We start from the raw sequence: 21,566 nt of genomic DNA, 5'->3' as shown, positions 1-21,566 counted from the left end.
CCCCCCCGCCCCGGCTCGCACCGCCGCTCGATGCAACCGCCAGACCTCACGACTAAGGACGGGTGAGACGTGACCACCACTGACAAGCTCCTGCAGATGGGCATCGCGGTGGCGCTGTTCTTCGGCGTCATGGGCGTGATCCTCGTGCTGACCTCCCGGCTGCGCTCGCGCGCCGGGGAGCGGGTCCAGACCGCGGCGTTCCTCGCTCCGTCCCTGCTGCTGATCGCGGCCGGGCTGCTCTATCCCGCGATCAAGACGATCTACCAGTCGTTCTACGACGCGGCCGGCACGACCTTCGTCGGCCTCGACAACTACCAGACCATCGTCACCGACGGCGACCAGCTCCAGGTCCTGCGCAACACCGCGATCTGGGTGGTCCTCACCCCGCTGGCCGCCACGGCGGTCGGCCTGGTCTACGCCGTCCTCATCGACCGCGCCAAGTTCGAGAAGTTCGCCAAGGCCCTGATCTTCCTGCCGATGGCCATCTCGCTCGTCGGGGCCTCGATCATCTGGAAGTTCGTCTACGACTACCGCGGCACCGACGAGAACCAGATCGGCGTCGTCAACCAGATCCTCAAGAGTCTGGGCTTCGACACCTACCGCTTCCTGCTCACCGAGCCGTGGAACACCCTCTTCCTGATCGTCATCATGATCTGGGTCCAGGCCGGCTTCGCGATGACGATCCTGTCGGCCTCGATCAAGGCGATCCCCGAGGACGTCATGGAGGCAGCCCGCCTCGACGGCGCCTCGGCGATGAAGATGTTCCGCTACATCACCGTGCCGAGCATCCGACCGTCGCTCATCGTCGTGCTCACCACCATCAGCATCTCGACGCTCAAGGTCTTCGACATCGTCCGCACCAGCACCGGCGGCAACTTCGGGACCAGCGTGCTCGCCTACGAGTTCTACGTGCAGAGCTTCCGCTCGTTCAACCAGGGTCTCGGTGCCGCGCTCGCGGTCCTGATCTTCGTCCTGGTGACCCCGATCGTCATCTACAACATCCGTCAGATGCGAAGGATTGAGGCCCGATGACCGCCATCGCTCCGATCACGCCCGAGATCGAGCCCACGCCCGACTCTCCCCGTCGTACGGCGTCGGAGGCGGCGCACACCGGCCTCACGAGCCGCTGGGCCTCGGTCACCGCGATCGTCATCGCCCTGCTGTGGACCGTGCCGACCTTCGGCCTGTTCGTCTCCTCGTTCCGTCCCGAGAGCGACGTCAAGACGTCCGGGTGGTGGGAGTTCTTCGCCAGCCCCGACGTCACGCTCGACAACTACCGCGCGGTGATCTCCGGCTCCGACACCGACCTCGCGACCTACCTGATCAACTCGATCGTCATCACGATCCCGTCGGTCCTGATCCCCATCAGCCTGGCGACGCTGGCCGCCTACGCGTTCGCATGGATGCGCTTCCCGGGCCGCAACTTCCTCTTCGTGGCGGTCTTCGCGCTCCAGATCGTCCCGATCCAGGTCACGATGATCCCGCTGCTGTCGGCCTACGTGCAGCCGCCGTTCAACCTGATGCCGCTCGCCGGCGCGGACGCCCCCGGCGGTGGTCTCTACACGATCTGGCTCTCGCACTCGATCTTCGCGCTGCCGCTGGCGATCTTCCTGCTGCACAACTTCATGCGTGAGATCCCGGCCGAGCTGATCGAGTCGGCGCGCGTCGACGGTGCCGGCCACGTGCAGATCTTCCGTCGGATCATGCTGCCGTTGATGATGCCGGCGATCGCCGCGTTCGGGATCTTCCAGTTCCTCTGGGTGTGGAACGACCTGCTCGTCGCGCTGGTCTTCGGCGGCGGCAGCCTCGACATCTCACCGCTCACGGTGCGGTTGGCCGAGCTCTCCGGGCAGCGTGGCCAGGACTGGCACCTGCTCTCGGCCGGCGCGTTCGTGTCGCTGGCGGTCCCGTTGATCGTCTTCCTGTCGCTCCAGCGCTACTTCGTGCGCGGGCTCCTCGCCGGCAGCGTCAAGGGCTAGGGCCGGCGAGATGACCCCCGCCGGAGCGTCACGCTCGGGCGCGGGCCTCCGAGGCGAGCCATGCGTAGGACGCCTTGGGGGTGCGCGTCTGGTCCTCCGGGTCGATGTGCACGAGGCCGAAGGTCTTGGTGTAGCCCTCCGCCCACTCGAAGTTGTCGAGCAGCGTCCACACGACGTAGGCCCGCACGTCCGCCCCGGCGGCACGGGCACGATCGGTGGCGGCGAGGTGGTCGCGCAGGTAGGCCACGCGGTCGTCGTCCTGGACCCGTCCGTCGACGACAGCCGTGTCGGCATAGGCAGCGCCGTTCTCCATCACCAGCACCGGCAGCGACGTGCGCCGCGCGGTCTCGACCAGCAGCTCCTCGAGCCCGGCCGCCTCGACCTCCCAGCCGATGTCGGTCACGGGCTCGCGCACGACGAGGTCGAACGCCGGCACGCCGGGGTAGGCCTGCCCCTCCGGGTGGTCGTGGGCAGCGGCCTCGGTCCCGGGCAGGTCGGGCCGCACGGGGGTGTAGTAGTTGATGCCGACCCAGTCGGCCGATCCCTGGATGAGGGCGAGGTCGTCCTCGCGCACCAGGGCGGGATCGGCCAGCACGGGGGCCACCCGCAACAAGCCCTCGTCGTAGGCCCCGTCGACCAGCGGGTCCAGCCACACCCGGTTGCGCACGGCGTCGACCCCGTCGGCGACCTCGGCCGCCTCCGGCCGCTCGGGCCAGATGGGGGCCAGGTTGAGCACGATCCCCACGTCGCACGGGCTCGCGGCCCGCATCCGCTCGGCAGCCATCGCGTGACCCAGCATCAGGTGGTGGGCGGCTCGGTGCGCGTCGCCGCCCTCACGCCGGCCCGGTGCGTGCACGCCGGCGGCGTAGCCGAGGTAGGCCGCGCACCACGGCTCGTTGTGCGTCGCCCACAGGCCGACCCGGTCGGACAGGCGCTCGTGCACGACCATCGCGTAGTCCGCGAAGGCCTCGGCCGTCTCGCGCACCAGCCAGCCGCCAGCGTCCTCGAGGGGCTGGGGCAGGTCCCAGTGGTAGAGCGTCGCGGTGGGCTTCACGCCGCGCGCGAGCAGGCTGTCGACCAGGCGGTCGTAGTAGTCCAGCCCGCGGGTCTCCACACGCCCGGTGCCGCCCGGCACGACGCGCGGCCAGGCGACCGAGAAGCGATACCAGTCGACGCCGAGGCCGGCCACCAGGTCGGCGTCCTCCTCGGAGCGGTGGTAGGAGTCGCAGGCCACGGCGCCGTCGCTGCCGTCGCGCACCGCACCCGGTCGCTGGGTGAAGGTGTCCCAGATCGAGGGACCGCGGCCGTCCTCGGTCGTCGCGCCCTCGATCTGGTAGGACGCCGTGGCCGTCCCGAGCTCGAGGGTGGACCCGTCCGGCAGGCGCGAGGGCGCGGTGTGGCTCATGGAGCCACCGTAATCTCCTCCGGCGGAGAGGGAGGAGGACCGCACCGATGACCAGCATCGACGACGTCGCCCGCGAGGTCGGCATGAGCACGGCCACGGTCTCCCGTGCGCTGCGCGGCCTGCCCCGGGTCTCGCAGGCGACCCGTGACCGGGTGATCGAGACCGCGCAGCGGTTGGGCTACGTCCCGTCCCCGCACGCCGCCAGCCTGGCCAGCGGGCGCACCGGCACGATCGCGATCGTCGTCCCGTTCGTGACCCGCTGGTTCTTCGCGATGGTGGTGGACGGTGCCGAGCAGGTGCTGCGGGCCCAAGGTTTCGACGTCCTGCTCTACAACCTCGCCGGTGACGCCGGCACCCGCCACCGCGTGCTCCAGACCCACGTCCTGACCAAGCGGGTCGACGCCATCCTCGTCCTCGGCCTGAGTCCCACCCCGGCCGAGATCGCGTGGTTGACCCAGCAGGCCTGCCCGGTCGTGATCCTCGGCGCCGAGGTGCCCCAGTGGCCCAGCGTGCGGGTCGACGACACGGAGGTGTCCCGCACCGCCGTGCAGCACCTGATCGACCTGGGCCACCGTCGGATCGCCTACGTCGGCAGCCTGGTCGACGAGGGCCTCGACTTCGCCACGCCGCGGGCGCGGCGGCTCGCCTATCAGGAGATCCTGGCCGAGCACGGCATCGAGCACGACCCGGCCCTGGAGACCGAGGGCCACTTCACGCTGGTCGGGGGGCGCGAGGCGGGCAACGCGCTGCTCGACCTGCCGCAGCGTCCGACCGCGGTCTTCTGCGCCTCCGACGAGATGGCGATCGGGGTGCTGCGGGCCAGCCGCGAGCGCGGGGTGCGGGTGCCCGAGGACTGGTCGGTGATCGGGATCGACGACCACGAGATGGCGCCGTACTTCGACCTCACCACGGTCCGCCAGCCGGTCAGCGAGGAGGGCGCGGTGGCCGGGCGCCACATCCTGCGCTGCCTGGGCGTGGCCACGGTGGAGGAGCCCGAGCACGTCGTGCTCCCCACCGAGCTGGTGGTGCGCGGGACGACCGCTGAGATCGGTCTGTCGGCGCAACCTACGCGCGGGTAGGTTCTGCCCCAGGACCTCGAGGTGAAGGGCGTCACACATGCCGCAGGACACGTACGACTACGTCATCGTCGGAGCAGGCAGCGCGGGCGCCGTGCTCGCCGCCCGCCTCACGGAGGACCCCGGGACCACGGTCCTGCTCCTGGAGGCCGGGGGTGAGGCCGACGCCGACGAGGTGATGATCCCCGCCGCGTTCCCCACGATGTTCAAGACCAAGTGGGACTGGAACTACTCCACCACCGAGCAGAAGCAGCTCCACGGCCGCCGCGCCTACTGGCCACGCATGAAGGCCCTCGGCGGCTGCTCGTCGATGAACGCGATGATCTACATCCGGGGCAACCGTGCCGACTACGACTCCTGGCGCGACCAGTACGGCGCCGAGGGCTGGGGCTTCGACGACGTGCTGCCCTACTTCGTGAAGAGCGAGGGCAACACCCGCCTCGGGGGCCCGCTGCACGGCCAGGACGGCCCGCTGCACGTGGAGGACCGCGCCTACGACCACGAGCTCAGCCACCTCTTCGTGCAGAGCGCGGTCAGCGCCGGCCACAAGCCCACCGACGACTTCAACGGGGCCGAGCAGGAGGGCGCCGGTCTCTACCAGGTCACCTGCAAGAAGGGTCGGCGCTGGTCGACCAACGAGGGCTACCTGCGCCCCGCGCGCACGCGCCCCAACCTGACCGTCACGACGGGCGCGCTCGCGTCGCGCCTGGAGATCTCCGGGGAGCGGGTCACGGGCGTGACCTTCCGCCAAGGCGGCTCCGAGCACACCGTGCTCGCCGCCCGCGAGGTGCTGCTGTGCGGCGGCGCGATCAACAGCCCCCAGCTCCTGATGCTCTCGGGCATCGGTCCGAAGGCCCACTTGGCCGAGGTCGGCATCGACACCGTGGTCGAGCTGAGCGGGGTGGGCGCCAACCTGCAGGACCACCCGGTGACCCCGCTGCTCTGGTACACCCGCGGCACCACCGACCTGGGCCAGCTCAACAACCTCACCAACTTCATCCGCTGGAAGGCGCGCGGCACCGGCCCGCTGTCCTCCAACGTGGGGGAGGCCGGCGCGTTCTTCGCCAGCCGCGACGGCCTGACCGCGCCCGACATCCAGATCCACGCCGCACCGTCCGGCTTCTACGACAACGGGTTGCGCGAGCCGACGAGCCGGATGTTCACCGCGGCGCCGACCCTGGTCTCCGTGCAGAGCCGCGGCTCGATCCGGCTGCGGTCGGCCGACCCGTCGTGGCACCCCGCCATCGACGCGGCCTACCTCGAGGACCAGACCGACCTCGACGCCCTCCTCGCGGGAGCCCGCCGCACCTTCGAGATCGTGACGCAGGGCGCCCTGAGCAACTACATCGACCGCCCGTGGAACCTGCCCCACCACCCCACCGACGAGGACCTGCTCGAGCACATCCGCACCTGGACGCAGACGCTCTACCACCCGGTCGCGACCTGCGCGATGGGCACCGGCGAGGACGCCGTCGTCGACGCGCAGCTCAAGGTCCGCGGCGTCGAGGGCCTGCGCGTCGTCGATGCCTCCGTCATGCCGGCCGTGCCGCGCGGCAACACCAATGCCCCCACCGTGATGGTGGCCGAGAAGGCCGCCGACGAGATCAGGAAGAGCCGATGACCGAGATCCAGGACCGTCCCGCCTCCGTCGCGCCCGCCACGGCGACCTTCGAGTCGCTCAGCCCGATCACCGGCGACGTCGTCGGCACCCACCCGATCCACACCGCCGAGGACGTCGAGGCCGCCGTCGCGCGCGCCCGCGACGCCGCTGCCTGGTGGGCGGGCCTGTCGTACGACGCGCGGGCGACGCACCTGAGCACCTGGAAGGGAGTCATCACCCGACGCCTCGCGCAGCTGGCCGACCTGATGCACCAGGAGACCGGCAAGCCCCACGGCGACGCGATGCTCGAGGCCGCGCTGGCGATCGACCACCTCGCGTGGGCCGGCGGGCACGCCGAGAAGGTGCTCAAGCGGCGACGGGTGCCGTCCGGCCTCCTGATGGCCAACCAGGCCGCGACCGTGGAGTACCGCCCGCTCGGCGTCATCGGGGTCATCGGCCCGTGGAACTACCCGGTCTTCACGCCGATGGGCTCGATCGGCTATGCGCTGGCCGCCGGCAACGCGGTCGTCTTCAAGCCCAGCGAGTTCACCCCCGGCGTCGGTGAGTGGCTGGCCCGCACGTTCCAGGAGACGGTCGGTCGGCCGGTCCTCCAGGTCGTGACCGGCTTCGGCGACACCGGCGCCGCGCTGTGCCGCGCCGGCGTCGACAAGGTCGCCTTCACCGGCTCCACCGCGACCGGCAAGCGGGTCATGGCGGCCTGCGCGGAGAATCTCGTCCCCGTGATCATCGAGGCGGGTGGCAAGGACGCCGTGATCGTCGACGCGGACGCCGACATCGAGGCCGCGGCGGACGCCACGCTGTGGGGTGCCTGCTCCAACGCCGGCCAGACCTGCGCCGGGGTCGAGCGGGTCTACGTCCACGACAAGGTCTACGACCAGTTCATGGCCGTGCTGACCGAGAAGGCCCGTGGCCTGCACGCCGACGCCGGCCCCGGCTCCCCGATGGGCCCGATCACGATGCCCAAGCAGCTCGACGTCATCCGCGGCCACATCCAGGACGCCCTCGACCGCGGCGGTCGCGCGGTGGTCGGTGGCATCGACGCGGTGGGGGAGCGCTTCGTGCAGCCGACGATCCTCGTCGACGTGCCGGAGGACTCGCGCGCCGTGCAGGAGGAGACCTTCGGGCCCACGGTGACCGTGGCACGGGTGCGCGACATGGAGGAGGCGATCGCCCACACCAACGCGACCACCTTCGGCCTGGGCTCGACGGTGTTCTCCAAGGCGCGCGGCATGGAGATCGCCGATCGGATCCGGTCGGGCATGACCGCGATCAACGGCATCATCAGCTTTGCCGCGATCCCCTCGCTGCCCTTCGGCGGCGTCGGCGACTCCGGATTCGGTCGCATCCACGGCCCCGACGGGCTGCGGGAGTTCACCTACGCCAAGGCGATCGCGCGTCAGCGCTTCAAGCCGGCCATGGCGCTCACGTCGTTCGCGCGCACGGAGAAGGCCGACCAGCAGCTCGCCACGATCATGACGATGCTGCACGGTCGCGGCACGACGATCCCGAAGGACTGACGAGCCGGAGGGTGGCGCTCAGCCCGTGGCGCCGCCTTCGGCCTCGGCCTCGGCCTCGGCGATCTGGCGGCGCACGTCGGTCATGTCGAGGCCCTTGACGCCGGCGATGACCTGCTCGAGGCCGGCGGCGGGGAGCGCGCCGGGCTGGGCGAAGACCAGGATCCCCTCCCGGAAGGCCATCAGCGTGGGGATCGACTGGATCCCGGCCGCGGCGGAGAGCTCCTGCTGCTCCTCGGTGTTGATCGACCCGAACGTCACGTCGGTGTGCACCTCGGAGGCCGCCTCGTAGGTCGGGGCGAACTGCTGGCACGGACCGCACCAGCTCGCCCAGAAGTCGACGAGCAGGATGTCGTCGCTCTCGACGTGCGTCGCGAAGTTGTCGTTGGTCAGCTCGATGGTGGCCATGTCTCCACCGTACGACGGCACCCCAGGTCCGTCACGTCTGCGTCAGGCCGGCGCGGGCCGGGGCGGGGGCTCAGCGCAGGGTGTAGGTCGCCAGCGAGACGCCGACGTAGTGGCTCACGAACGCCAGGATCGTGAAGGTGTGGAACACCTCGTGGAAGCCGAACCACTGCGGCCACGGGTTGGGCTTCTTGAAGCCGTAGACGATGCCGCCCAACGTGTAGAAGACACCACCCACGGCCACCAGCACCAGGACCGCCGTGCCCGCTCCGGTGCCGAGGCGACTCGAGGCGCCGTCGATGAAACCGGGGATGAAGAAGACCGCGGCCCAGCCCATGCCGATGTAGATCGGGGTGTAGAGCCAGCGTGGGGCGTCGGTCCAGAAGACCCGGAAGAGCACGCCGAGGATGGCGCAGGCCCACACGGTGGTGAGCAGGACGGTGCGCTGCGTGCCCTCGAGGAGGATCAGCGTGAGCGGCGTGTAGGAACCGGCGATGAGCACGAAGATGTTGGCGTGGTCGAAGCGCCGCAGGGTCTGCCAGGTCCGGGGCGACCACGAGCCCGTGTGGTAGATCGCCGACACGCCGAAGAGCAGCAGGGCGCTCAGGGCGAAGACCGCCGACCCCCAGCGCGTGGTGGCGTCGGGGGAGAGGACGACGAGCACGATGCCGCCGGCGAGCGCCAGCGGGGTCAGCGCGAGGTGCAGCCAGCCACGCAGCTTGGGCTTGACCTCGGCGATGGTCTCGCTGACGACGTCCCCGAGGTGGTCGAGCCCGGCACGCACGGCTTCGTTGGCCTGGTTCAGGGGTCGGCTCATGGGTCGACGATAGCGGTGGTCCGGTCGGGAGTGACAGTTGCCGGACGGATGTCACGCACCACACAGCGGCCTCCGAGCCCTTACGCTGGGCCGGTGGCCGACTGGAAGCGAGGACTGCGGCGGGTGCTCTACCCGGCCTACGAGTCGCGCCTGCTGCGCCGGATGCCGGCCAACCTGCCCCAGCACGTCGGGGTGATGCTCGACGGCAACCGGCGCTGGGCCAAGGAGGTGGGTCGCGACACCGCCCACGGGCACCGCGCCGGGGCCGCCAACATCGAGCCGCTCCTGGGCTGGTGCGACGAGGTCGGCATCGAGGTCGTCACGCTCTGGCTGCTCTCGACCGACAACCTCAACCGCCCCGAGGCCGAGTTGATCCCGCTGCTGCAGATCATCGAGGAGGCCGTCGACTCCCTGGCCGACCAGCGCAAGTGGCGGTTGCACCCGGTGGGGGCGCTCGACCTCCTCCCCGCGGCCACCTCCGCGCGGCTCAAGGCGGCGGCCGAGGCCACCCGCGACGTCGACGGGATGCTCGTCAACATCGCGGTCGGCTACGGCGGGCGGCGCGAGATCGCCGACGCCGTGCGCTCCCTGCTCCACGAGCACGCCGCCAAGGGCACGACCCTGGAGGAGCTGGCCGCCGTCCTGGACGTCGAGCACATCTCCGACCACCTCTACACCAAGGGGCAGCCCGACCCCGACCTCGTGATCCGCACGTCGGGCGAGCAGCGGCTCGGCGGCTTCCTGCTGTGGCAGAGCGCCAAGTCGGAGTTCTACTTCTGCGAGGCCTACTGGCCCGACTTCCGCCGTGTCGACTTCCTGCGCGCCATCCGGGCCTACGCCCTGCGCGAGCGACGTCACGGGACGTAACACGACGTAACCCAGCCTTCACCCCGTGTTCGGGCGTGTCGTTGCTGGACGGCCTGGTCCCAGGCGTACTTTCGGCTCAATGGCGAGTGGGGAAGCTCGCCACATCGGAGGCCCGTTCGTGATCGCTCACGACCAGCTCGCTGGGACGAGACTGCAGGTGCAGACCTGCACGTCGTCCCGGCTGGACGGATGCCGGCACTCCGGCGTTCGGACCCTCCGGTCCATCTGCGTCGACTAGGGCCGGGCGTCGGGTGCGCGTGCGGTCCCCTGAGGGGTGTCCCGTGGCATCAACGCCCAAGAAGTCCGAGCAGAAGGCCCGCAAGGTCAAGGTCGTTGCTCCGCTCAACCGCACCTACGTCCTGGACACCAGCGTCCTGCTGGCCGACCCGGCGGCACTGCGTCGGTTCGAGGAGCACGAGGTCGTGCTCCCGGTCGTCGTGATCACCGAGCTGGAGGCCAAGCGGCACCACCCCGAGCTCGGCTACTTCGCGCGAGCGGCGCTGCGCGCGCTCGACGAGATGCGGGTGGTGCACGGCCGCCTCGACGAGCCGGTGCCCGTCGGCGAGCTGGGCGGGACGCTGCGCGTCGAGCTCAACCACACCGATCCCAACGCCCTGCCCTCCGGCTTCCGCCTCGGTGACAACGACACCCGCATCCTGGCCGTGGCTCGCAACCTCGCCGACGAGGGCCACGACGTCACCCTGGTCTCCAAGGACCTGCCGATGCGCATCAAGGCCTCGGCGGTGGGCCTCGATGCCCAGGAGTACCGCGGGGAGGCGATCAACGACTCCGACACCGGCTACTCCGGGATGGCCGAGCTCGAGGTCGAGGCCGCCGAGCTCGACGAGCTCTACGACGACGGGGTCCTCGACATCGAGGCCGCCCGCAGCCTGCCCTGCCACCAGGGGCTCGTGCTGCTGTCCGACCGGGGCACCGCGCTCGGTCGTGTCGGTCCCGACAAGCAGGTGCACCTCGTGCGGGGCGACCGGGAGGCCTTCGGCATCCACGGCCGCAGCGCGGAGCAGCGCATCGCGCTGGAGATGCTGCTCGACCCCGAGGTCGGCATCGTGTCGCTCGGCGGGCGTGCCGGCACCGGCAAGTCGGCCATGGCGCTGTGCGCCGGGCTCGAGGCGGTGCTCGAGCGGGGCCAGCACAAGAAGGTCGTGGTCTTCCGTCCGCTCTTCGCGGTCGGCGGCCAGGAGCTCGGCTACCTGCCCGGCTCGGAGTCGGAGAAGATGTCGCCCTGGGGCCAGGCGGTCTTCGACACCCTCGGGGCCATGACCTCCAAGGACGTGATCGACGAGATCCTCGACCGCGGCATGCTCGAGGTGCTCCCGCTGACCCACATCCGTGGCCGCTCGCTCCACGACGCGTTCGTCATCGTCGACGAGGCCCAGTCGCTGGAGCGCAACGTGCTGCTCACCGTGCTCTCGCGCATCGGCGCCAACTCCAAGGTCGTCCTGACCCACGACGTCGCCCAGCGCGACAACCTGCGGGTGGGGCGCCACGACGGCGTGGTCGCGGTCATCGAGAAGCTCAAGGGCCACCCGCTCTTCGCCCACGTGACCCTGACCCGCTCCGAGCGTTCTCCGATCGCCGCGCTCGTCACGGAGATGCTGGAGAACGTCACGGTGTGACGCCTGCCCCGTGAGGGGCTCCGAGCTGTGGCCGCTGTGCCCCACGGGTTCTCTGTGACTCGTGGGGCGCAGTGTGCTCAGGGTCTCCTCATGTTTTCCACCGAACCCGTGGTTTGGTTTGCACGCCTCCGAGTGTTCATGCAAGGTGGGTCGTGATCTTTCCGTGACCTGAGGGCGCGCCGATCGCCCGCGTCACCGAAGCACTCCTGCACCACCTGCCCGTGTCGTCTACCTCTGGACTCATCCTCTGTGTCGAAGCACGTCAAGCACGTCCCCAAGCACCGCGCCCCTGTCCAGCGACCCGGCGCGGCCGTGGTCGAGGCACCCCGCAAGGCGCTGCGCACCACGCTGATCCTGTCGTCGGTGGCCGTCGCGGCCACCGGTGCGACCGTCTCGACGGGCCTGCTGACCCAGTCGCCGGCCGTCTCGGCCAGCGCCGACGACCTGGCCGTCGACCCCCACGTCCTCTCGTCGGTCACCGACGACGCGACGGAGGTCGACGACACGTCGCAGAGCTCGCTGAGCGAGGCGAGCCTCGCGCGACGCAGCGCCGAGGTCTCGCGCTCCTCGCGCCGCCAGGAGCTCGCGCCGGCCGCTGCCAAGGAGGCCGAGCTGCTCCAGTCCGAGGGCCCTACGCTGACGCGCACCGAGGACCTCTCCGACAACGACCCGCGCGACATCGGGCGGGCGCTCCTCGCGGAGTTCGGCTTCTCCTCCGACCAGTTCGGCTGCCTCGACTCGCTGTGGACGCGCGAGTCCGGCTGGAACGTCTACGCCGACAACCCGAGCTCCTCGGCCTACGGCATCCCGCAGTCGCTGCCGGGCTCCAAGATGGCCTCGGCTGGCGCCGACTGGGCGACCAACCCCGTGACGCAGATCCGCTGGGGCCTGGGCTACATCCAGGACCGCTACGGCAGCCCCTGCGGCGCCTGGGCGCACAGCGAGTCCAACGGCTGGTACTGACCAGTCCTCAACGGCTGACGAGCACGTAGCGCTCGTCGGTGATCGGTCCGCCCCAATAGACCTCCTCGGGCAGCAGCCGCACCTCCACGTGCTCTCGCTGCGCGCTCACGAGCGCCGCACAGTCCTCGGCGCCGATCCCGCCGCCGGTGTGCCAACGGCCCTCGACGAGCAGCAACCGCCCACCGGGTCGCAGCAGCGCGATCCAGCGCCGCAACGCCTGCGCCGGGTCGGGCATCGCCCACAGGACGTGTCGCACGAGGACCACGTCGACCGAGTCCTCGTCGTACGGCGGGTCCCCGGCGTCCGCGACGACGACCTCCACGTCGAGCCCGGCCGCCGCGTGCTTGGCGCGGGCGGCGTCGACCATCGCGGGAGCGAAGTCGAGCCCGCGGACCCGGTGACCGTCCTGCGCCAGCAGCGCCGACAGCGTGCCGGTCCCGCAGCCGAGGTCGACCACGTCGCAGGGTGCGGGCGGCAGGTGCTCGCGCAGCAGCGCGCGCCAGGCGTCCCGGGTGGCCGGGTCGGTCAGCCCGTGGTCGGGCTCCTGGTCGAAGGTGGCTGCCTCGCCGTCCCAGTAGTCGCGCTCGTTCATCGGCTCCTCCATGGATTCATGACTGGTAAAGTTTGATTCGTCAGTGACGCTAGCGAAGGACGGAGTGACTGGTCAAGTGGCATTCGACAGTCATGTGATCACGTTGGTCGAGGTGGCCGCGCGCCTGGTCAACGAGCTGACGCCCGGCTCCCGAGGTGGTCACGACCTCGAGGCGCCGACCGGTGACGAGCGCGTCCGTGCCACGGCCGCGGCGCTGGGGGGTGACGGCCGGCGCACGCCCGACGTGCTTCCCCGCGAGGCCGAGACCCTCGCCCGACACGCCACCGACCTGCGTGACGCCTTCGAGGCCGCGCACGGCGGCCACCTGGAGCGAGCGGCCGCCGTCGTCAACGCGTTGCTGCTCGCGACCGGGGCCCGGCCGCAGCTCGATCCCCTGCCCGGGGGTGGGTGGCACGTGCACTTCCACGGGACCGACGACACCCTGGCCACGGGGTGGGCGGCAGGGTGCGCGACCGGTCTCGCGCTGGCCCTCGGCAGCGACCTCGCCGGCCGGCTCGGCGTCTGCGAAGCGGAGCGCTGCGACCGGGTCTACGTCGACACCTCCAAGAACGGTCGGCGCCGTTTCTGCTCCACCACCTGCCAGAGCCGCGTCAAGGCTGCAGCCCACCGCGCGCGGCGGTGAGCCGCGCCCGGTCAGCGGGCGACGAAGACCGTGACGTGGCCGGCGTACTCGCGCGAGCCCTCGAAGTGGGGGAGGTCCCAGTCGATCGGCTCCTGCGAGGAGTGCAGGTAGGCCATCGCCGCGGCGTGGTCGGGGAAGACCGCCCGCGTGCGCAGGTCCTCGCGCCGCACGTCGGAGAAGTGGCGTCGCAGCGCCTCCTCGCCGTTCTCGCTGCTGAAGTGGGTGAGCGCGAGCGGCCCGCCGGCCGACTGGCGCAGCTCGCCGACGTGCTCGTCGCCGTTGGTGACGGCGACGAAGGTGCCACCGGGGCGCAGGACGCGGTGGACCTCGGCGAGGCCGCGGTGCAGGTCGGTCACGTGGTAGAGCATCCACATCGCCGCGACGACGTCGAAGGAGTCGTCGGGGAAGGGAAGCGACTGGGTGTCGGCCACGTGCGCGGTGACGCCCCGGGCTGCGGTGAGCTCCACCAGGCGCTCCGACTGGTCGAGGGCGACGAGGTCCAGCCCCGGCAGCCGGGCGGCGACGCGCTCGGCGAAGGCGCCGGTGCCGCAGCCGACCTCGAGCATCCGGGTCGGGGCGGCCGCCGCGGCCTCCTCGAGGGCGACGGCCGTGGGGTCGCGCCCCTCGAGGGTCGGCTGCCAGACCGACCGACGGGTCTGGAGGTTGCCCTCGTCGGCGTACTGACGACGGACGGTGCCGGGTGCGTGCACCTCGAAGTCGGTCACGGGTGGGTCATCCCTTCCAGGTCGAGTGCGGCGTCGAGCTGGGCCTCGGTGAGGTCACCGCGCTCGACGTGCCCCAGGGCGATCACGGTCTCCCGGATCGTCGCTCCCTCGGCCAGTGCCTTCTTGGCGATGGCGGCGGCGGCCTCGTAGCCGACGTACTTGTTCAACGGCGTCACCACCGACGGCGAGGACGCGGCATAGCGGCGCATGCGCTCGGCGTCGGCGGTGATCCCGTCGACGCAGCGCTGCGCGAGCAGGGTCATGGACGTCGACAGGATGCGGATCGACTCCAGCAGGTTGCGGGCCATCACGGGCATCGCGACGTTGAGCTCGAAGCTGCCGCTGGCCCCGGCGACGGTGAGGACCGTGTCGTTGCCGATGACCTGCGCGCAGACCATCAGCGTGGCCTCGGGCAGCACCGGGTTGACCTTGCCGGGCATGATGCTCGATCCCGGCTGGAGGTCGGGCAGGTGGATCTCCGCGAGGCCGGTGGTCGGCCCCGAGGACATCCAGCGCAGGTCGTTGCAGATCTTGGTCAGGCCGACCGCGATGGTGCGCAGCACGCCGCTGAGCTCGACCAGCGAGTCACGGGTGCCCTGGGCCTCGAAGTGGTTGCGTGCCTCGGTGAAGGTCTCGCCGGTCAGCTCGTTGAGCTCACCGATCGCGCCGGCGGCGAAACCGTCGGGCGTGTTGATCCCGGTGCCGACGGCGGTGCCGCCGAGCGGCAGCTCGCGCACGCGGGGGAGCACCGACTCCAGCCGCTCGGCGCCGTAGCGCACGGTCGCGGCGTAGCCGCCCAGCTCCTGGCCGAGCATCACCGGCGTCGCGTCCATCAGGTGCGTGCGGCCGGACTTCACCAGCCCTGCGAACTCCTCGGCCTTCGCGCCGAGGCTGCCCTCGAGCATCCCGAGGGCCGGCAGCAGGTCGCCCACGACGGCGCGGGTGACCGCGACGTGGATGGCGGTCGGGAAGGTGTCGTTGCTCGACTGGCTGGCGTTGACGTGGTCGTTGGGGTGCACCTCGACGCCGGCGCGGGCCGCCAAGGAGGCGATGACCTCGTTGGCGTTCATGTTGGAGCTCGTGCCCGACCCGGTCTGGAAGACGTCGATCGGGAAGTGGTCGTCGTGCTCGCCGTCCGCCACCTCCGCAGCGGCCTCGCGGATGGCGCCGGCCTGCTCGGCGGTGAGGATGTCGAGACGCTCGTTGGTGGTGGCGGCGGCCGCCTTCACCAGGGCCAGGGCCTCGATCATCCGGCGCTCCAGCCGGGTGCCGCTGATCGGGAAGTTCTCCACCGCCCGCTGGGTCTGGGCCCGCCAGAGGGCGTCGGGGGGCACCCGGACCTCGCCCATGGAGTCGTGCTCGGTGCGGAAGTGATCGCCTGAGTCAGTCACTCCCCGAGGCTACCCACAGCCACGCGGGCGACGTAGAGCCAGTAGCGCTCGTCGCGTCCTTGGAGCAGCACCTGGAGCGGCTGGGCCTCGCTGTTGCCGAAGACGCCGGTCAGCGCCGCGTCGAGGTCGGGGGCCTCGTCGGCCGACCAGATCGCCAGGGCGCCACCGGGGCGGAGCACGGCCTTGGCCGCCGCCAGCAGGGGCTGCTCGTAGAGCGCCGCGTTGCCCGCGTGGACCAGGTAGCCCGGGCCGTTGTCGACGTCCAGCAGGATCAGGTCGTACGACGCCGGGCGGGCCTCGGCGAGGGCGACCGCGACGTCGGCCACCACCAGGTGCACGCGCTCGTCGGCCAGCAGGGCCGGACCGTGGTGGATGGTGCCGTCGCGCATCCAGCCGACCAGCGCCTCCTCGATCTCGACCACGGCGCACCGCTCCACCCGGTGGTCGGCGAGCACCTCGTGCATCGTGAAGCCGAGCCCGAGTCCGCCGACGACGACGTCACGGGGCTGCTCGACCAGGGCGAGCGCCGCCGTCGCCAGCGCGCGCTCGGTGCTGACCTCGACGGTGTCCATGACGAAGGCGCCGTTGGCCCTCAGCTCCAGGACGGGTGGCCCGTCCGCCGACCGGCGCTCGCGCAGCACCAGCTCGCCGCGCTCGGACTCGGCACGGGCGATCTCGACGTAGTCCATGGGAGCAGTCTCGACCCTGCCGAGCCGGCCGCGGACGTGAGGGGGTCCTCAGTCGAAGATCTCGCTGAGCCAGCTCTCCTTGCGCTTCTTCTTGTAGTGCCCCTGCTGGGGGTAGCCCTGCTGGTAGCCCTGCTGGCGGGGCTGTTGGTAGGTCTCGTAGCGGTCGTCCCGGTCCCGGTCCCGGTCCCTGTCTCTGTCCCGGCTGCGGTCGTCGCGGTCGTAGGACGGCTGCGGGGGAGCGGCCGGTGCGGCCGCGGGAGGCTGGACGCTCAGGGAGCGGTCGATGATCTTGTCGAGCTCGCCACGGTCGAGCCAGACACCGCGGCACGTGGGGCAGTAGTCGATCTCGATGCCGCTGCGCTCGCTCATGACGAGGGTGGTCTCGTCGGTGGGGCACTTCATGTGGATCTCCTGTCGTCCCCCTGTGAACGCGCCGCGGGGCGTGGGGGTTCCCTCGGGGTGCTGGGTACCGTCGAGACGACAGCACGACACGACGCCGATCCCAGGAGCGCCCATGACCCCGACCGAGCAGCCGCAGGACCCGAGCGAGGACCAGGAGCAGGCCCAGTCCGAGGGCCAGTCGGAGGGTCAGGTGTCGGAGGTCGGCGCGATGGACCCGGCCGACGCGGACACCCCGATCTCCGACGACCAGTCGGTCGCGGGATCGCCCAGCGACGAGAGCGGTCGCCCCGACGAGGGCCCGACCGGTCCCAACTCCAGGCCGGACCACGCTCATGAGCCGCAGGGGCTCACCGACCCGTCCTGATCTCGGCGGCCGCCCCTCCGGCTCCGTCGGTCGAGCACGACGAGCGTCAGCGAGGAGGCGTCGAGACCTGGTGAGGTGCCTGCGGCCTCCTGGTACGTCGTACGGCTGGGGCTGCTGGTCGGGGTGCGGGGTCTCGACGCCTCGTCGCCAGGGCTCCTCGGGCTCGACCAGCGAAGGCCGACCTACTCCGCCGAGCGCACCCGGATGCCCGAGATCGGGACCGTGACGGTGCCGGAGGGGTCGGTGAAGAAGTCGTTGCCCTTGTCGTCGACGACGATGAAGGCGGGGAAGTCCTCGACCTCGATCTTCCAGACCGCCTCCATGCCGAGCTCTTCGTACTCGAGGACCGACACCGAGCGGATGCAGTCCTGGGCGAGACGGGCGGCCGGGCCGCCGATCGAGCCGAGGTAGAAGCCGCCGTGGGTGGCGCAGGCCTCGGTGACCACCTTGGAGCGGTTGCCCTTGGCGAGCATCACCATCGAGCCGCCGGCGGCCTGGAACTGCTCGACGTAGGAGTCCATGCGCCCGGCCGTCGTCGGGCCGAACGATCCGGAGGCCAGACCCTCGGGGGTCTTGGCCGGTCCGGCGTAGTAGACGGGGTGGTCCTTGAGGTACTGCGGCATCTCCTCGCCGGCGTCGAGGAGCTCCTTGATCTTGGCGTGGGCGATGTCGCGCGCCACGACGAGCGGGCCGGTGAGCGAGAGCCGGGTCTTGACCGGGTGCTGCGAGAGCGTGGCCAGGATGTCGGCCATCGGCTGGTTGAGGTCGATCGGGACGACCTCGCCGCCGGCGATGTCGTCGGCGACACCGGCGTCGGGCATGTAGTGGGCGGGGTCGGTCTCGAGCTGCTCGAGGAAGACGCCCTCGGCGGTGATCTTGCCCAGGGCCTGCCGGTCCGCCGAGCAGGAGACCGCGATCGCCACGGGGCACGAGGCACCGTGCCGCGGGAGGCGCACGACGCGCACGTCGTGGCAGAAGTACTTGCCGCCGAACTGCGCGCCGATCCCGAACGACTGGGTCAGCTTGAAGACCTCCTCCTCGAGCTCCACGTCGCGGAAGCCGTGCGCGTCCATCGACCCGGACGTCGGGAGGTTGTCGAGGTAGTGAGCGGAGGCGTACTTGGCGGTCTTGAGCGCGAACTCCGCCGACGTGCCGCCGATGACGATCGCCAGGTGGTAGGGCGGACAGGCGGCCGTGCCGAGCGAGCGGATCTTCTCGTCGAGGAACTCCAGCATCCGCTGGGGGTTGAGGACGGCCTTCGTCTCCTGGAAGAGGAAGGACTTGTTGGCCGAGCCGCCGCCCTTGGCCATGAAGAGGAACTTGTACTCCGGCGTGCCGTCCTTCGCAGGCGTGGAGTAGAGCTCGATCTGCGCCGGCAGGTTGGTGCCGGTGTTCTTCTCCTCCCACGTCGTGATCGGCGCAAGCTGGGAGTAGCGCAGGTTGAGCCTGGTGTAGGCGTCGTAGACGCCCCGGCTGATCGCCTCGCCGTCGTCGACGCCGGTCAGCACGCCCTCGGACTTCTTGCCCATGACGATCGCCGTGCCGGTGTCCTGGCACATCGGCAGCACGCCGCCGGCGGAGATGTTGACGTTCTTGAGCAGGTCGAGCGCGACGAAGCGGTCGTTGCCCGACGCCTCCGGGTCGTCGATGATCTTGCGCAGCTGCGCGAGGTGCGCCGGGCGCAGGTAGTGGCTGATGTCGTGCATCGCCTCCGCCGTCAGGCGCTGGATCGCCTCGGGGTCGACGCGGAGGAACGTCTGGCCGTCCGCCTCGAACGTCGACACCCCCTCCGTGGTGATCAGCCGGTAAGGAGTGTCGTCCTTGCCGGTCGGGAGGAGGTCGGAGTAACGGAACTCAGGGCCAGTGCTCACACCCCGAGATTACTCACTGGTTTCTCCTGCCTACGGGTTGGGTAAGGGAGCCCAACAGTCGTGCGGCCGCTCGGGCGCGCACACAACGCCACCGCTCGGAGCCCCCCGTGAATCTTGCTCTTCGACGCCCTCTCGCCGTCCTGGCCGCCGCTGCCGTCGTGCTGAGTCCCTCCGTCTGGTGGGCCGGTCCCTCGTACGCCGACGTCCAGTCGCAGTGCACCGGGCAGGACAAGGTGATCATCAAGCGGGTCGAGAACGTCCGAAAGAAGTTCGTCCCCACGCACGTGGAGGCGATCACGCTGTCGGCCGGAAGCGCCTACAGCGAGGCGACGACGCTCATCCATGCTGAGACGCTGAAGGCGAAGACGAACATCACGTCGGAGGTCGGCGGGTCCGCCAACTGGGGATTCGCATCGGTCGAGGCCAAGGTCGGGATCTCGGTCGCAGCCGAGGGGGCGAAGACCACGACCTCATCGGTCACCAAGACTTTCAGCATCCCGGCCAAGAACAAGGATCGTCGTTTCGCCCTGTTCACGGGGAACTACCAGGTCAAGGGGCGTTGGCACTACCTGTCGTGCTCGCGCGCCCCCGGTCAGGGCACGGAGAAGTGGGGGCCGATCGAGACGTTCGGTGGACGCGACACCGGCACCGTCCTGTGCCCCCGCTCCCGCTACGCCACCAGCGACTACCGATACGGGATCGCCCGCGCAGCAGGCTGCTGACGCACGTGACCGCTGGCACGAGGCGATCATCTCGTCGCACAGGACCGACGTAGGCTGCCGGACATGAGTGGCGAGCTCGAGCCCGACCCGGCGCGCATGCGTGTCTCCGACGCCCAACGTCATGAGGTGGCGGAGATCCTGCGGGAGGCCGCGGGGGACGGCCGGATCGATCTCGGCGAGCTCGACGAGCGGCTCGAGGCGACCTTCGCCGCCAGGACCTACGCCGAGCTGGCGCCGATCACGAGCGACCTCGCGCCGGCGGTGGTCGCTGCCGCTGCGTCCGCACCGGTCACCCGGTCGGCCCAGCCGCCCCGCTCGACCGAGCGCGGGGTCGCGATCCTGAGCGGCTTCGAGCGCTCGGGCACCTGGTCGGTGCCCGAGCACCTGAGGGTGCTGTGCGTGATGGGTGGGGCGACCCTCGACCTGCGCCAGGCGTCGTACGCCGCCGACGAGGTGGTCATCACCGTCAACGCGATCATGGGCGGCGCCTCGATCGTGGTCGGGCCGCACACCCGGGTGGCCCTCGAGGGCACCGGCATCATGGGCGGCTACTCGGGGCCGTCAGGGCTGGTGGCTGCCGAGCTCGACGAGACCTCGCCCACCGTCCGGGTGCGGGGTGTGGCGATCTGGGGCGGGGTCTCGGTGGAGCGCAAGCACGGCTGACGGATCAGCCGTTCTGGAGGGCCTCCTCCTGGAGCGCCGGCACGCGGCCGGCGCGCTCGCGGTCGATCGTGAGGTTCTCGCCGGTGGCGGGGTCGAAGAGGTGCATCTTGGTCGTGTCGACCCAGATCTCGGCCTCGTCGCCCTCGGCGACCGTGCTCGAGCCGTCGAGGGAGATGACCAGCTGGGTGCGCAGCGTCTCGCCGTCGAGGTCGCGCTCGAGCTGCTGGAGCTGCTCCTGCACCTCCGGCGGGGCCTCGAAGGGGATGTAGGCGAAGGCCTCGCTGCCGAGCCACTCCACGACCTCGACGGTGGCCTTGAAGGTGGACCCGGAGCGCTTCTTGGACTCGTCGACGACCGAGGCGTCCTCGAACGCCTCCGGGCGGATGCCTGCGATGAGCAGGCCCTTGCCGGCGGCCTTCTCGGCCTTGTCGGCGGGGATCTCGACGGTGCCGAACGGCAGCTCCACCGAGGTGCCCTCGACCGTGGCCGGGAGGAAGTTCATCGGGGGGGAGCCGATGAAGCCGGCGACGAAGAGGTTGCCCGGGTTGGAGTAGAGCTCGCGCGGCGTCGCCAGCTGCTGCAGGACCCCGCGCTTGAGGACGGCAACCCGGTCACCGAGGGTCATCGCCTCGGTCTGGTCGTGGGTGACGTAGACGGTGGTGATGCCGAGCTTCTTCTGCAGGCGCGAGATCTCGCCGCGCATCTGGCCGCGCAGCTTGGCGTCGAGGTTGGACAGCGGCTCGTCGAAGAGGAAGGCGTCGGCGTCGCGCACGATCGCACGTCCCATCGCCACGCGCTGGCGCTGACCTCCGGAGAGGTTGGCCGGCTTGCGGTCCAGGTGCTCGTCGAGCTCGAGCGTCTTGGAGGCCGCCCGCACCTTCTCGTCCACGGTGGCCTCGTCGGCTTTGGCCAGCCGCAGCGGGAAGGCGATGTTGTCGTAGACCGTGAGGTGGGGGTAGAGCGCGTAGTTCTGGAAGACCATGGCCAGGTTGCGCTCGCGGGGCGCGAGATCGTTGACGACCTTGTCGCCGATGACCATCTCGCCCGAGGTGATGTCCTCGAGGCCGACGATCATGCGCAGCAGGGTGGACTTCCCGCAGCCCGAGGGGCCGACGAGGATCATGAACTCCCCGTCGGCGACGTCGATGCTGACGTCGTTGACCGCGGGGAAGCCGTCGCCGTACTTCTTCACGATGCTCTTCATGTCGATGGCAGCCATG

The 21,566-nt window shown here is 70.7% G+C and carries 22 protein-coding genes; 12 read left to right on the top strand and 10 right to left on the bottom strand.

Annotated elements, in window-relative coordinates; genetic code table 11:
- The first annotated feature begins 69 nt into the window (after nucleotides 1–69).
- Together AAG827_RS04710 and AAG827_RS04705 are read left to right on the top strand one after the other, a co-directional pair.
- Nucleotides 70–1,032, top strand: coding sequence for a sugar ABC transporter permease (locus tag AAG827_RS04710; RefSeq protein WP_309646746.1), 963 nt, complete (start codon nucleotides 70–72; stop codon nucleotides 1,030–1,032).
- Nucleotides 1,029–1,979 (top strand): carbohydrate ABC transporter permease, encoded by a 951-nt coding sequence (locus tag AAG827_RS04705; RefSeq protein ID WP_341924668.1) that lies wholly within the window; start codon nucleotides 1,029–1,031, stop codon nucleotides 1,977–1,979. The genes AAG827_RS04710 and AAG827_RS04705 overlap by 4 nt, the downstream gene beginning before the upstream one ends.
- Before the next feature lie 28 nt (nucleotides 1,980–2,007).
- On the opposite strand, the gene AAG827_RS04700 is transcribed toward AAG827_RS04705, so the two are convergent.
- Entirely contained in the window at nucleotides 2,008–3,384 is a 1,377-nt protein-coding gene (locus AAG827_RS04700; RefSeq protein ID WP_341924667.1) for a GH1 family beta-glucosidase, read from the bottom strand.
- A 47-nt stretch (nucleotides 3,385–3,431) separates the two neighbouring features.
- Between AAG827_RS04700 and AAG827_RS04695 the strand changes: the two genes are divergently transcribed.
- Genes AAG827_RS04695 through AAG827_RS04685 form a run of 3 tightly spaced genes read left to right on the top strand, consistent with a single transcriptional unit; the run spans nucleotide 3,432 to nucleotide 7,598 of the window.
- Nucleotides 3,432–4,463 (top strand): LacI family DNA-binding transcriptional regulator, encoded by a 1,032-nt coding sequence (locus AAG827_RS04695; protein WP_341924666.1) that lies wholly within the window; start codon nucleotides 3,432–3,434, stop codon nucleotides 4,461–4,463.
- A gap of 37 nt (nucleotides 4,464–4,500) precedes the next feature.
- Nucleotides 4,501–6,081, top strand: a complete 1,581-nt coding sequence (locus tag AAG827_RS04690) for a GMC family oxidoreductase N-terminal domain-containing protein (protein WP_341924665.1) — start codon at nucleotides 4,501–4,503, stop codon at nucleotides 6,079–6,081.
- The gene (locus tag AAG827_RS04685; protein ID WP_341924664.1) at nucleotides 6,078–7,598 is read left to right on the top strand and encodes an aldehyde dehydrogenase family protein; all 1,521 of its coding nucleotides are present in this window, start codon (nucleotides 6,078–6,080) and stop codon (nucleotides 7,596–7,598) included. The genes AAG827_RS04690 and AAG827_RS04685 overlap by 4 nt, the downstream gene beginning before the upstream one ends.
- Nucleotides 7,599–7,616: 18 nt before the next feature.
- On the opposite strand, the gene AAG827_RS04680 is transcribed toward AAG827_RS04685, so the two are convergent.
- Both AAG827_RS04680 and AAG827_RS04675 read right to left on the bottom strand, forming a co-directional pair.
- Complete coding sequence (locus tag AAG827_RS04680; RefSeq protein ID WP_341924663.1) at nucleotides 7,617–8,003, bottom strand: thioredoxin domain-containing protein; 387 nt, start codon at nucleotides 8,001–8,003, stop codon at nucleotides 7,617–7,619.
- A 70-nt stretch (nucleotides 8,004–8,073) separates the two neighbouring features.
- The gene (locus AAG827_RS04675) at nucleotides 8,074–8,817 is read right to left on the bottom strand and encodes a hemolysin III family protein (protein ID WP_341924662.1); all 744 of its coding nucleotides are present in this window, start codon (nucleotides 8,815–8,817) and stop codon (nucleotides 8,074–8,076) included.
- 93 nt (nucleotides 8,818–8,910) lie between these two features.
- Between AAG827_RS04675 and AAG827_RS04670 the strand changes: the two genes are divergently transcribed.
- The 3 genes from AAG827_RS04670 (at nucleotide 8,911) to AAG827_RS04660 (ending at nucleotide 12,284) form a co-directional block, all read left to right on the top strand.
- Nucleotides 8,911–9,684 (top strand): isoprenyl transferase, encoded by a 774-nt coding sequence (locus AAG827_RS04670; RefSeq protein WP_341924661.1) that lies wholly within the window; start codon nucleotides 8,911–8,913, stop codon nucleotides 9,682–9,684.
- A gap of 359 nt (nucleotides 9,685–10,043) precedes the next feature.
- Nucleotides 10,044–11,321, top strand: a complete 1,278-nt coding sequence (locus AAG827_RS04665; protein WP_341924670.1) for a PhoH family protein — start codon at nucleotides 10,044–10,046, stop codon at nucleotides 11,319–11,321.
- Nucleotides 11,322–11,570: 249 nt separating this feature from the next.
- Entirely contained in the window at nucleotides 11,571–12,284 is a 714-nt protein-coding gene (locus AAG827_RS04660; protein WP_341924660.1) for a lytic transglycosylase domain-containing protein, read from the top strand.
- 7 nt (nucleotides 12,285–12,291) lie between these two features.
- Here AAG827_RS04660 and AAG827_RS04655 read toward each other — a convergent pair whose 3' ends face one another.
- The gene (locus AAG827_RS04655) at nucleotides 12,292–12,888 is read right to left on the bottom strand and encodes a class I SAM-dependent methyltransferase (RefSeq protein WP_341924659.1); all 597 of its coding nucleotides are present in this window, start codon (nucleotides 12,886–12,888) and stop codon (nucleotides 12,292–12,294) included.
- Nucleotides 12,889–12,952: 64 nt separating this feature from the next.
- Here AAG827_RS04655 and AAG827_RS04650 point away from each other — a divergent pair, with 64 nt between their 5' ends.
- Nucleotides 12,953–13,519, top strand: a complete 567-nt coding sequence (locus AAG827_RS04650; RefSeq protein WP_341924658.1) for a CGNR zinc finger domain-containing protein — start codon at nucleotides 12,953–12,955, stop codon at nucleotides 13,517–13,519.
- 11 nt (nucleotides 13,520–13,530) lie between these two features.
- Here the strand turns inward: AAG827_RS04650 and AAG827_RS04645 are convergent, their stop codons facing one another.
- The 4 genes from AAG827_RS04645 to AAG827_RS04630 are packed head-to-tail and all read right to left on the bottom strand — an operon-like array spanning nucleotide 13,531 to nucleotide 16,726.
- Nucleotides 13,531–14,244 (bottom strand): class I SAM-dependent methyltransferase, encoded by a 714-nt coding sequence (locus tag AAG827_RS04645; RefSeq protein WP_341924656.1) that lies wholly within the window; start codon nucleotides 14,242–14,244, stop codon nucleotides 13,531–13,533.
- On the bottom strand, nucleotides 14,241–15,593 hold the full coding sequence (locus tag AAG827_RS04640; RefSeq protein ID WP_341924669.1) for a class II fumarate hydratase: 1,353 nt from the start codon (nucleotides 15,591–15,593) through the stop codon (nucleotides 14,241–14,243). Before AAG827_RS04640 ends, AAG827_RS04645 begins: the two co-directional genes overlap by 4 nt.
- Before the next feature lie 38 nt (nucleotides 15,594–15,631).
- A complete protein-coding gene (locus tag AAG827_RS04635) occupies nucleotides 15,632–16,324 on the bottom strand; it encodes a hypothetical protein (protein WP_341924655.1) in 693 nt (230 codons plus the stop codon).
- 48 nt (nucleotides 16,325–16,372) lie between these two features.
- Complete coding sequence (locus tag AAG827_RS04630) at nucleotides 16,373–16,726, bottom strand: zf-TFIIB domain-containing protein (RefSeq protein WP_341924654.1); 354 nt, start codon at nucleotides 16,724–16,726, stop codon at nucleotides 16,373–16,375.
- A gap of 112 nt (nucleotides 16,727–16,838) precedes the next feature.
- Here AAG827_RS04630 and AAG827_RS04625 point away from each other — a divergent pair, with 112 nt between their 5' ends.
- Complete coding sequence (locus tag AAG827_RS04625; protein ID WP_341924653.1) at nucleotides 16,839–17,090, top strand: hypothetical protein; 252 nt, start codon at nucleotides 16,839–16,841, stop codon at nucleotides 17,088–17,090.
- 182 nt (nucleotides 17,091–17,272) lie between these two features.
- Here AAG827_RS04625 and AAG827_RS04620 read toward each other — a convergent pair whose 3' ends face one another.
- Nucleotides 17,273–18,961 (bottom strand): fumarate hydratase, encoded by a 1,689-nt coding sequence (locus tag AAG827_RS04620; RefSeq protein ID WP_341924652.1) that lies wholly within the window; start codon nucleotides 18,959–18,961, stop codon nucleotides 17,273–17,275.
- A gap of 107 nt (nucleotides 18,962–19,068) precedes the next feature.
- On the opposite strand from AAG827_RS04620, the gene AAG827_RS04615 reads away from it, so the two are divergent.
- Both AAG827_RS04615 and AAG827_RS04610 read left to right on the top strand, forming a co-directional pair.
- Nucleotides 19,069–19,683, top strand: a complete 615-nt coding sequence (locus AAG827_RS04615) for a hypothetical protein (RefSeq protein ID WP_341924651.1) — start codon at nucleotides 19,069–19,071, stop codon at nucleotides 19,681–19,683.
- 63 nt (nucleotides 19,684–19,746) lie between these two features.
- A complete protein-coding gene (locus tag AAG827_RS04610) occupies nucleotides 19,747–20,346 on the top strand; it encodes a DUF1707 domain-containing protein (protein ID WP_341924650.1) in 600 nt (199 codons plus the stop codon).
- A 4-nt stretch (nucleotides 20,347–20,350) separates the two neighbouring features.
- Here AAG827_RS04610 and ugpC read toward each other — a convergent pair whose 3' ends face one another.
- On the bottom strand, nucleotides 20,351–21,565 hold the full coding sequence (ugpC, locus tag AAG827_RS04605) for a sn-glycerol-3-phosphate ABC transporter ATP-binding protein UgpC (protein WP_341924649.1): 1,215 nt from the start codon (nucleotides 21,563–21,565) through the stop codon (nucleotides 20,351–20,353).
- Nucleotide 21,566 lies beyond the last annotated feature (1 nt).

The organism is Nocardioides psychrotolerans, from assembly GCF_943371775.1.
GTDB lineage: Bacteria > Actinomycetota > Actinomycetes > Propionibacteriales > Nocardioidaceae > Nocardioides > Nocardioides psychrotolerans_A.
This window is presented reverse-complemented; position numbering and strand designations above follow the sequence as displayed.

What these genes read in the sequence shown, in the direction of transcription:
- AAG827_RS04705 (WP_341924668.1), top strand. Translation starts at nt 1,029, where the DNA reads ATGACCGCCATCGCTCCGATCACGCCCGAGATCGAGCCCACGCCCGAC.
- AAG827_RS04700 (WP_341924667.1), bottom strand. Translation starts at nt 3,384, where the DNA reads ATGAGCCACACCGCGCCCTCGCGCCTGCCGGACGGGTCCACCCTCGAG.
- AAG827_RS04695 (WP_341924666.1), top strand. Translation starts at nt 3,432, where the DNA reads ATGACCAGCATCGACGACGTCGCCCGCGAGGTCGGCATGAGCACGGCC.
- AAG827_RS04690 (WP_341924665.1), top strand. Translation starts at nt 4,501, where the DNA reads ATGCCGCAGGACACGTACGACTACGTCATCGTCGGAGCAGGCAGCGCG.
- AAG827_RS04685 (WP_341924664.1), top strand. Translation starts at nt 6,078, where the DNA reads ATGACCGAGATCCAGGACCGTCCCGCCTCCGTCGCGCCCGCCACGGCG.
- AAG827_RS04680 (WP_341924663.1), bottom strand. Translation starts at nt 8,003, where the DNA reads ATGGCCACCATCGAGCTGACCAACGACAACTTCGCGACGCACGTCGAG.
- AAG827_RS04675 (WP_341924662.1), bottom strand. Translation starts at nt 8,817, where the DNA reads ATGAGCCGACCCCTGAACCAGGCCAACGAAGCCGTGCGTGCCGGGCTC.
- AAG827_RS04655 (WP_341924659.1), bottom strand. Translation starts at nt 12,888, where the DNA reads ATGGAGGAGCCGATGAACGAGCGCGACTACTGGGACGGCGAGGCAGCC.
- AAG827_RS04640 (WP_341924669.1), bottom strand. Translation starts at nt 15,593, where the DNA reads ATGGGCGAGGTCCGGGTGCCCCCCGACGCCCTCTGGCGGGCCCAGACC.
- AAG827_RS04635 (WP_341924655.1), bottom strand. Translation starts at nt 16,324, where the DNA reads ATGGACTACGTCGAGATCGCCCGTGCCGAGTCCGAGCGCGGCGAGCTG.
- AAG827_RS04630 (WP_341924654.1), bottom strand. Translation starts at nt 16,726, where the DNA reads ATGAAGTGCCCCACCGACGAGACCACCCTCGTCATGAGCGAGCGCAGC.
- AAG827_RS04625 (WP_341924653.1), top strand. Translation starts at nt 16,839, where the DNA reads ATGACCCCGACCGAGCAGCCGCAGGACCCGAGCGAGGACCAGGAGCAG.
- AAG827_RS04610 (WP_341924650.1), top strand. Translation starts at nt 19,747, where the DNA reads ATGAGTGGCGAGCTCGAGCCCGACCCGGCGCGCATGCGTGTCTCCGAC.
- ugpC (WP_341924649.1), bottom strand. Translation starts at nt 21,565, where the DNA reads ATGGCTGCCATCGACATGAAGAGCATCGTGAAGAAGTACGGCGACGGC.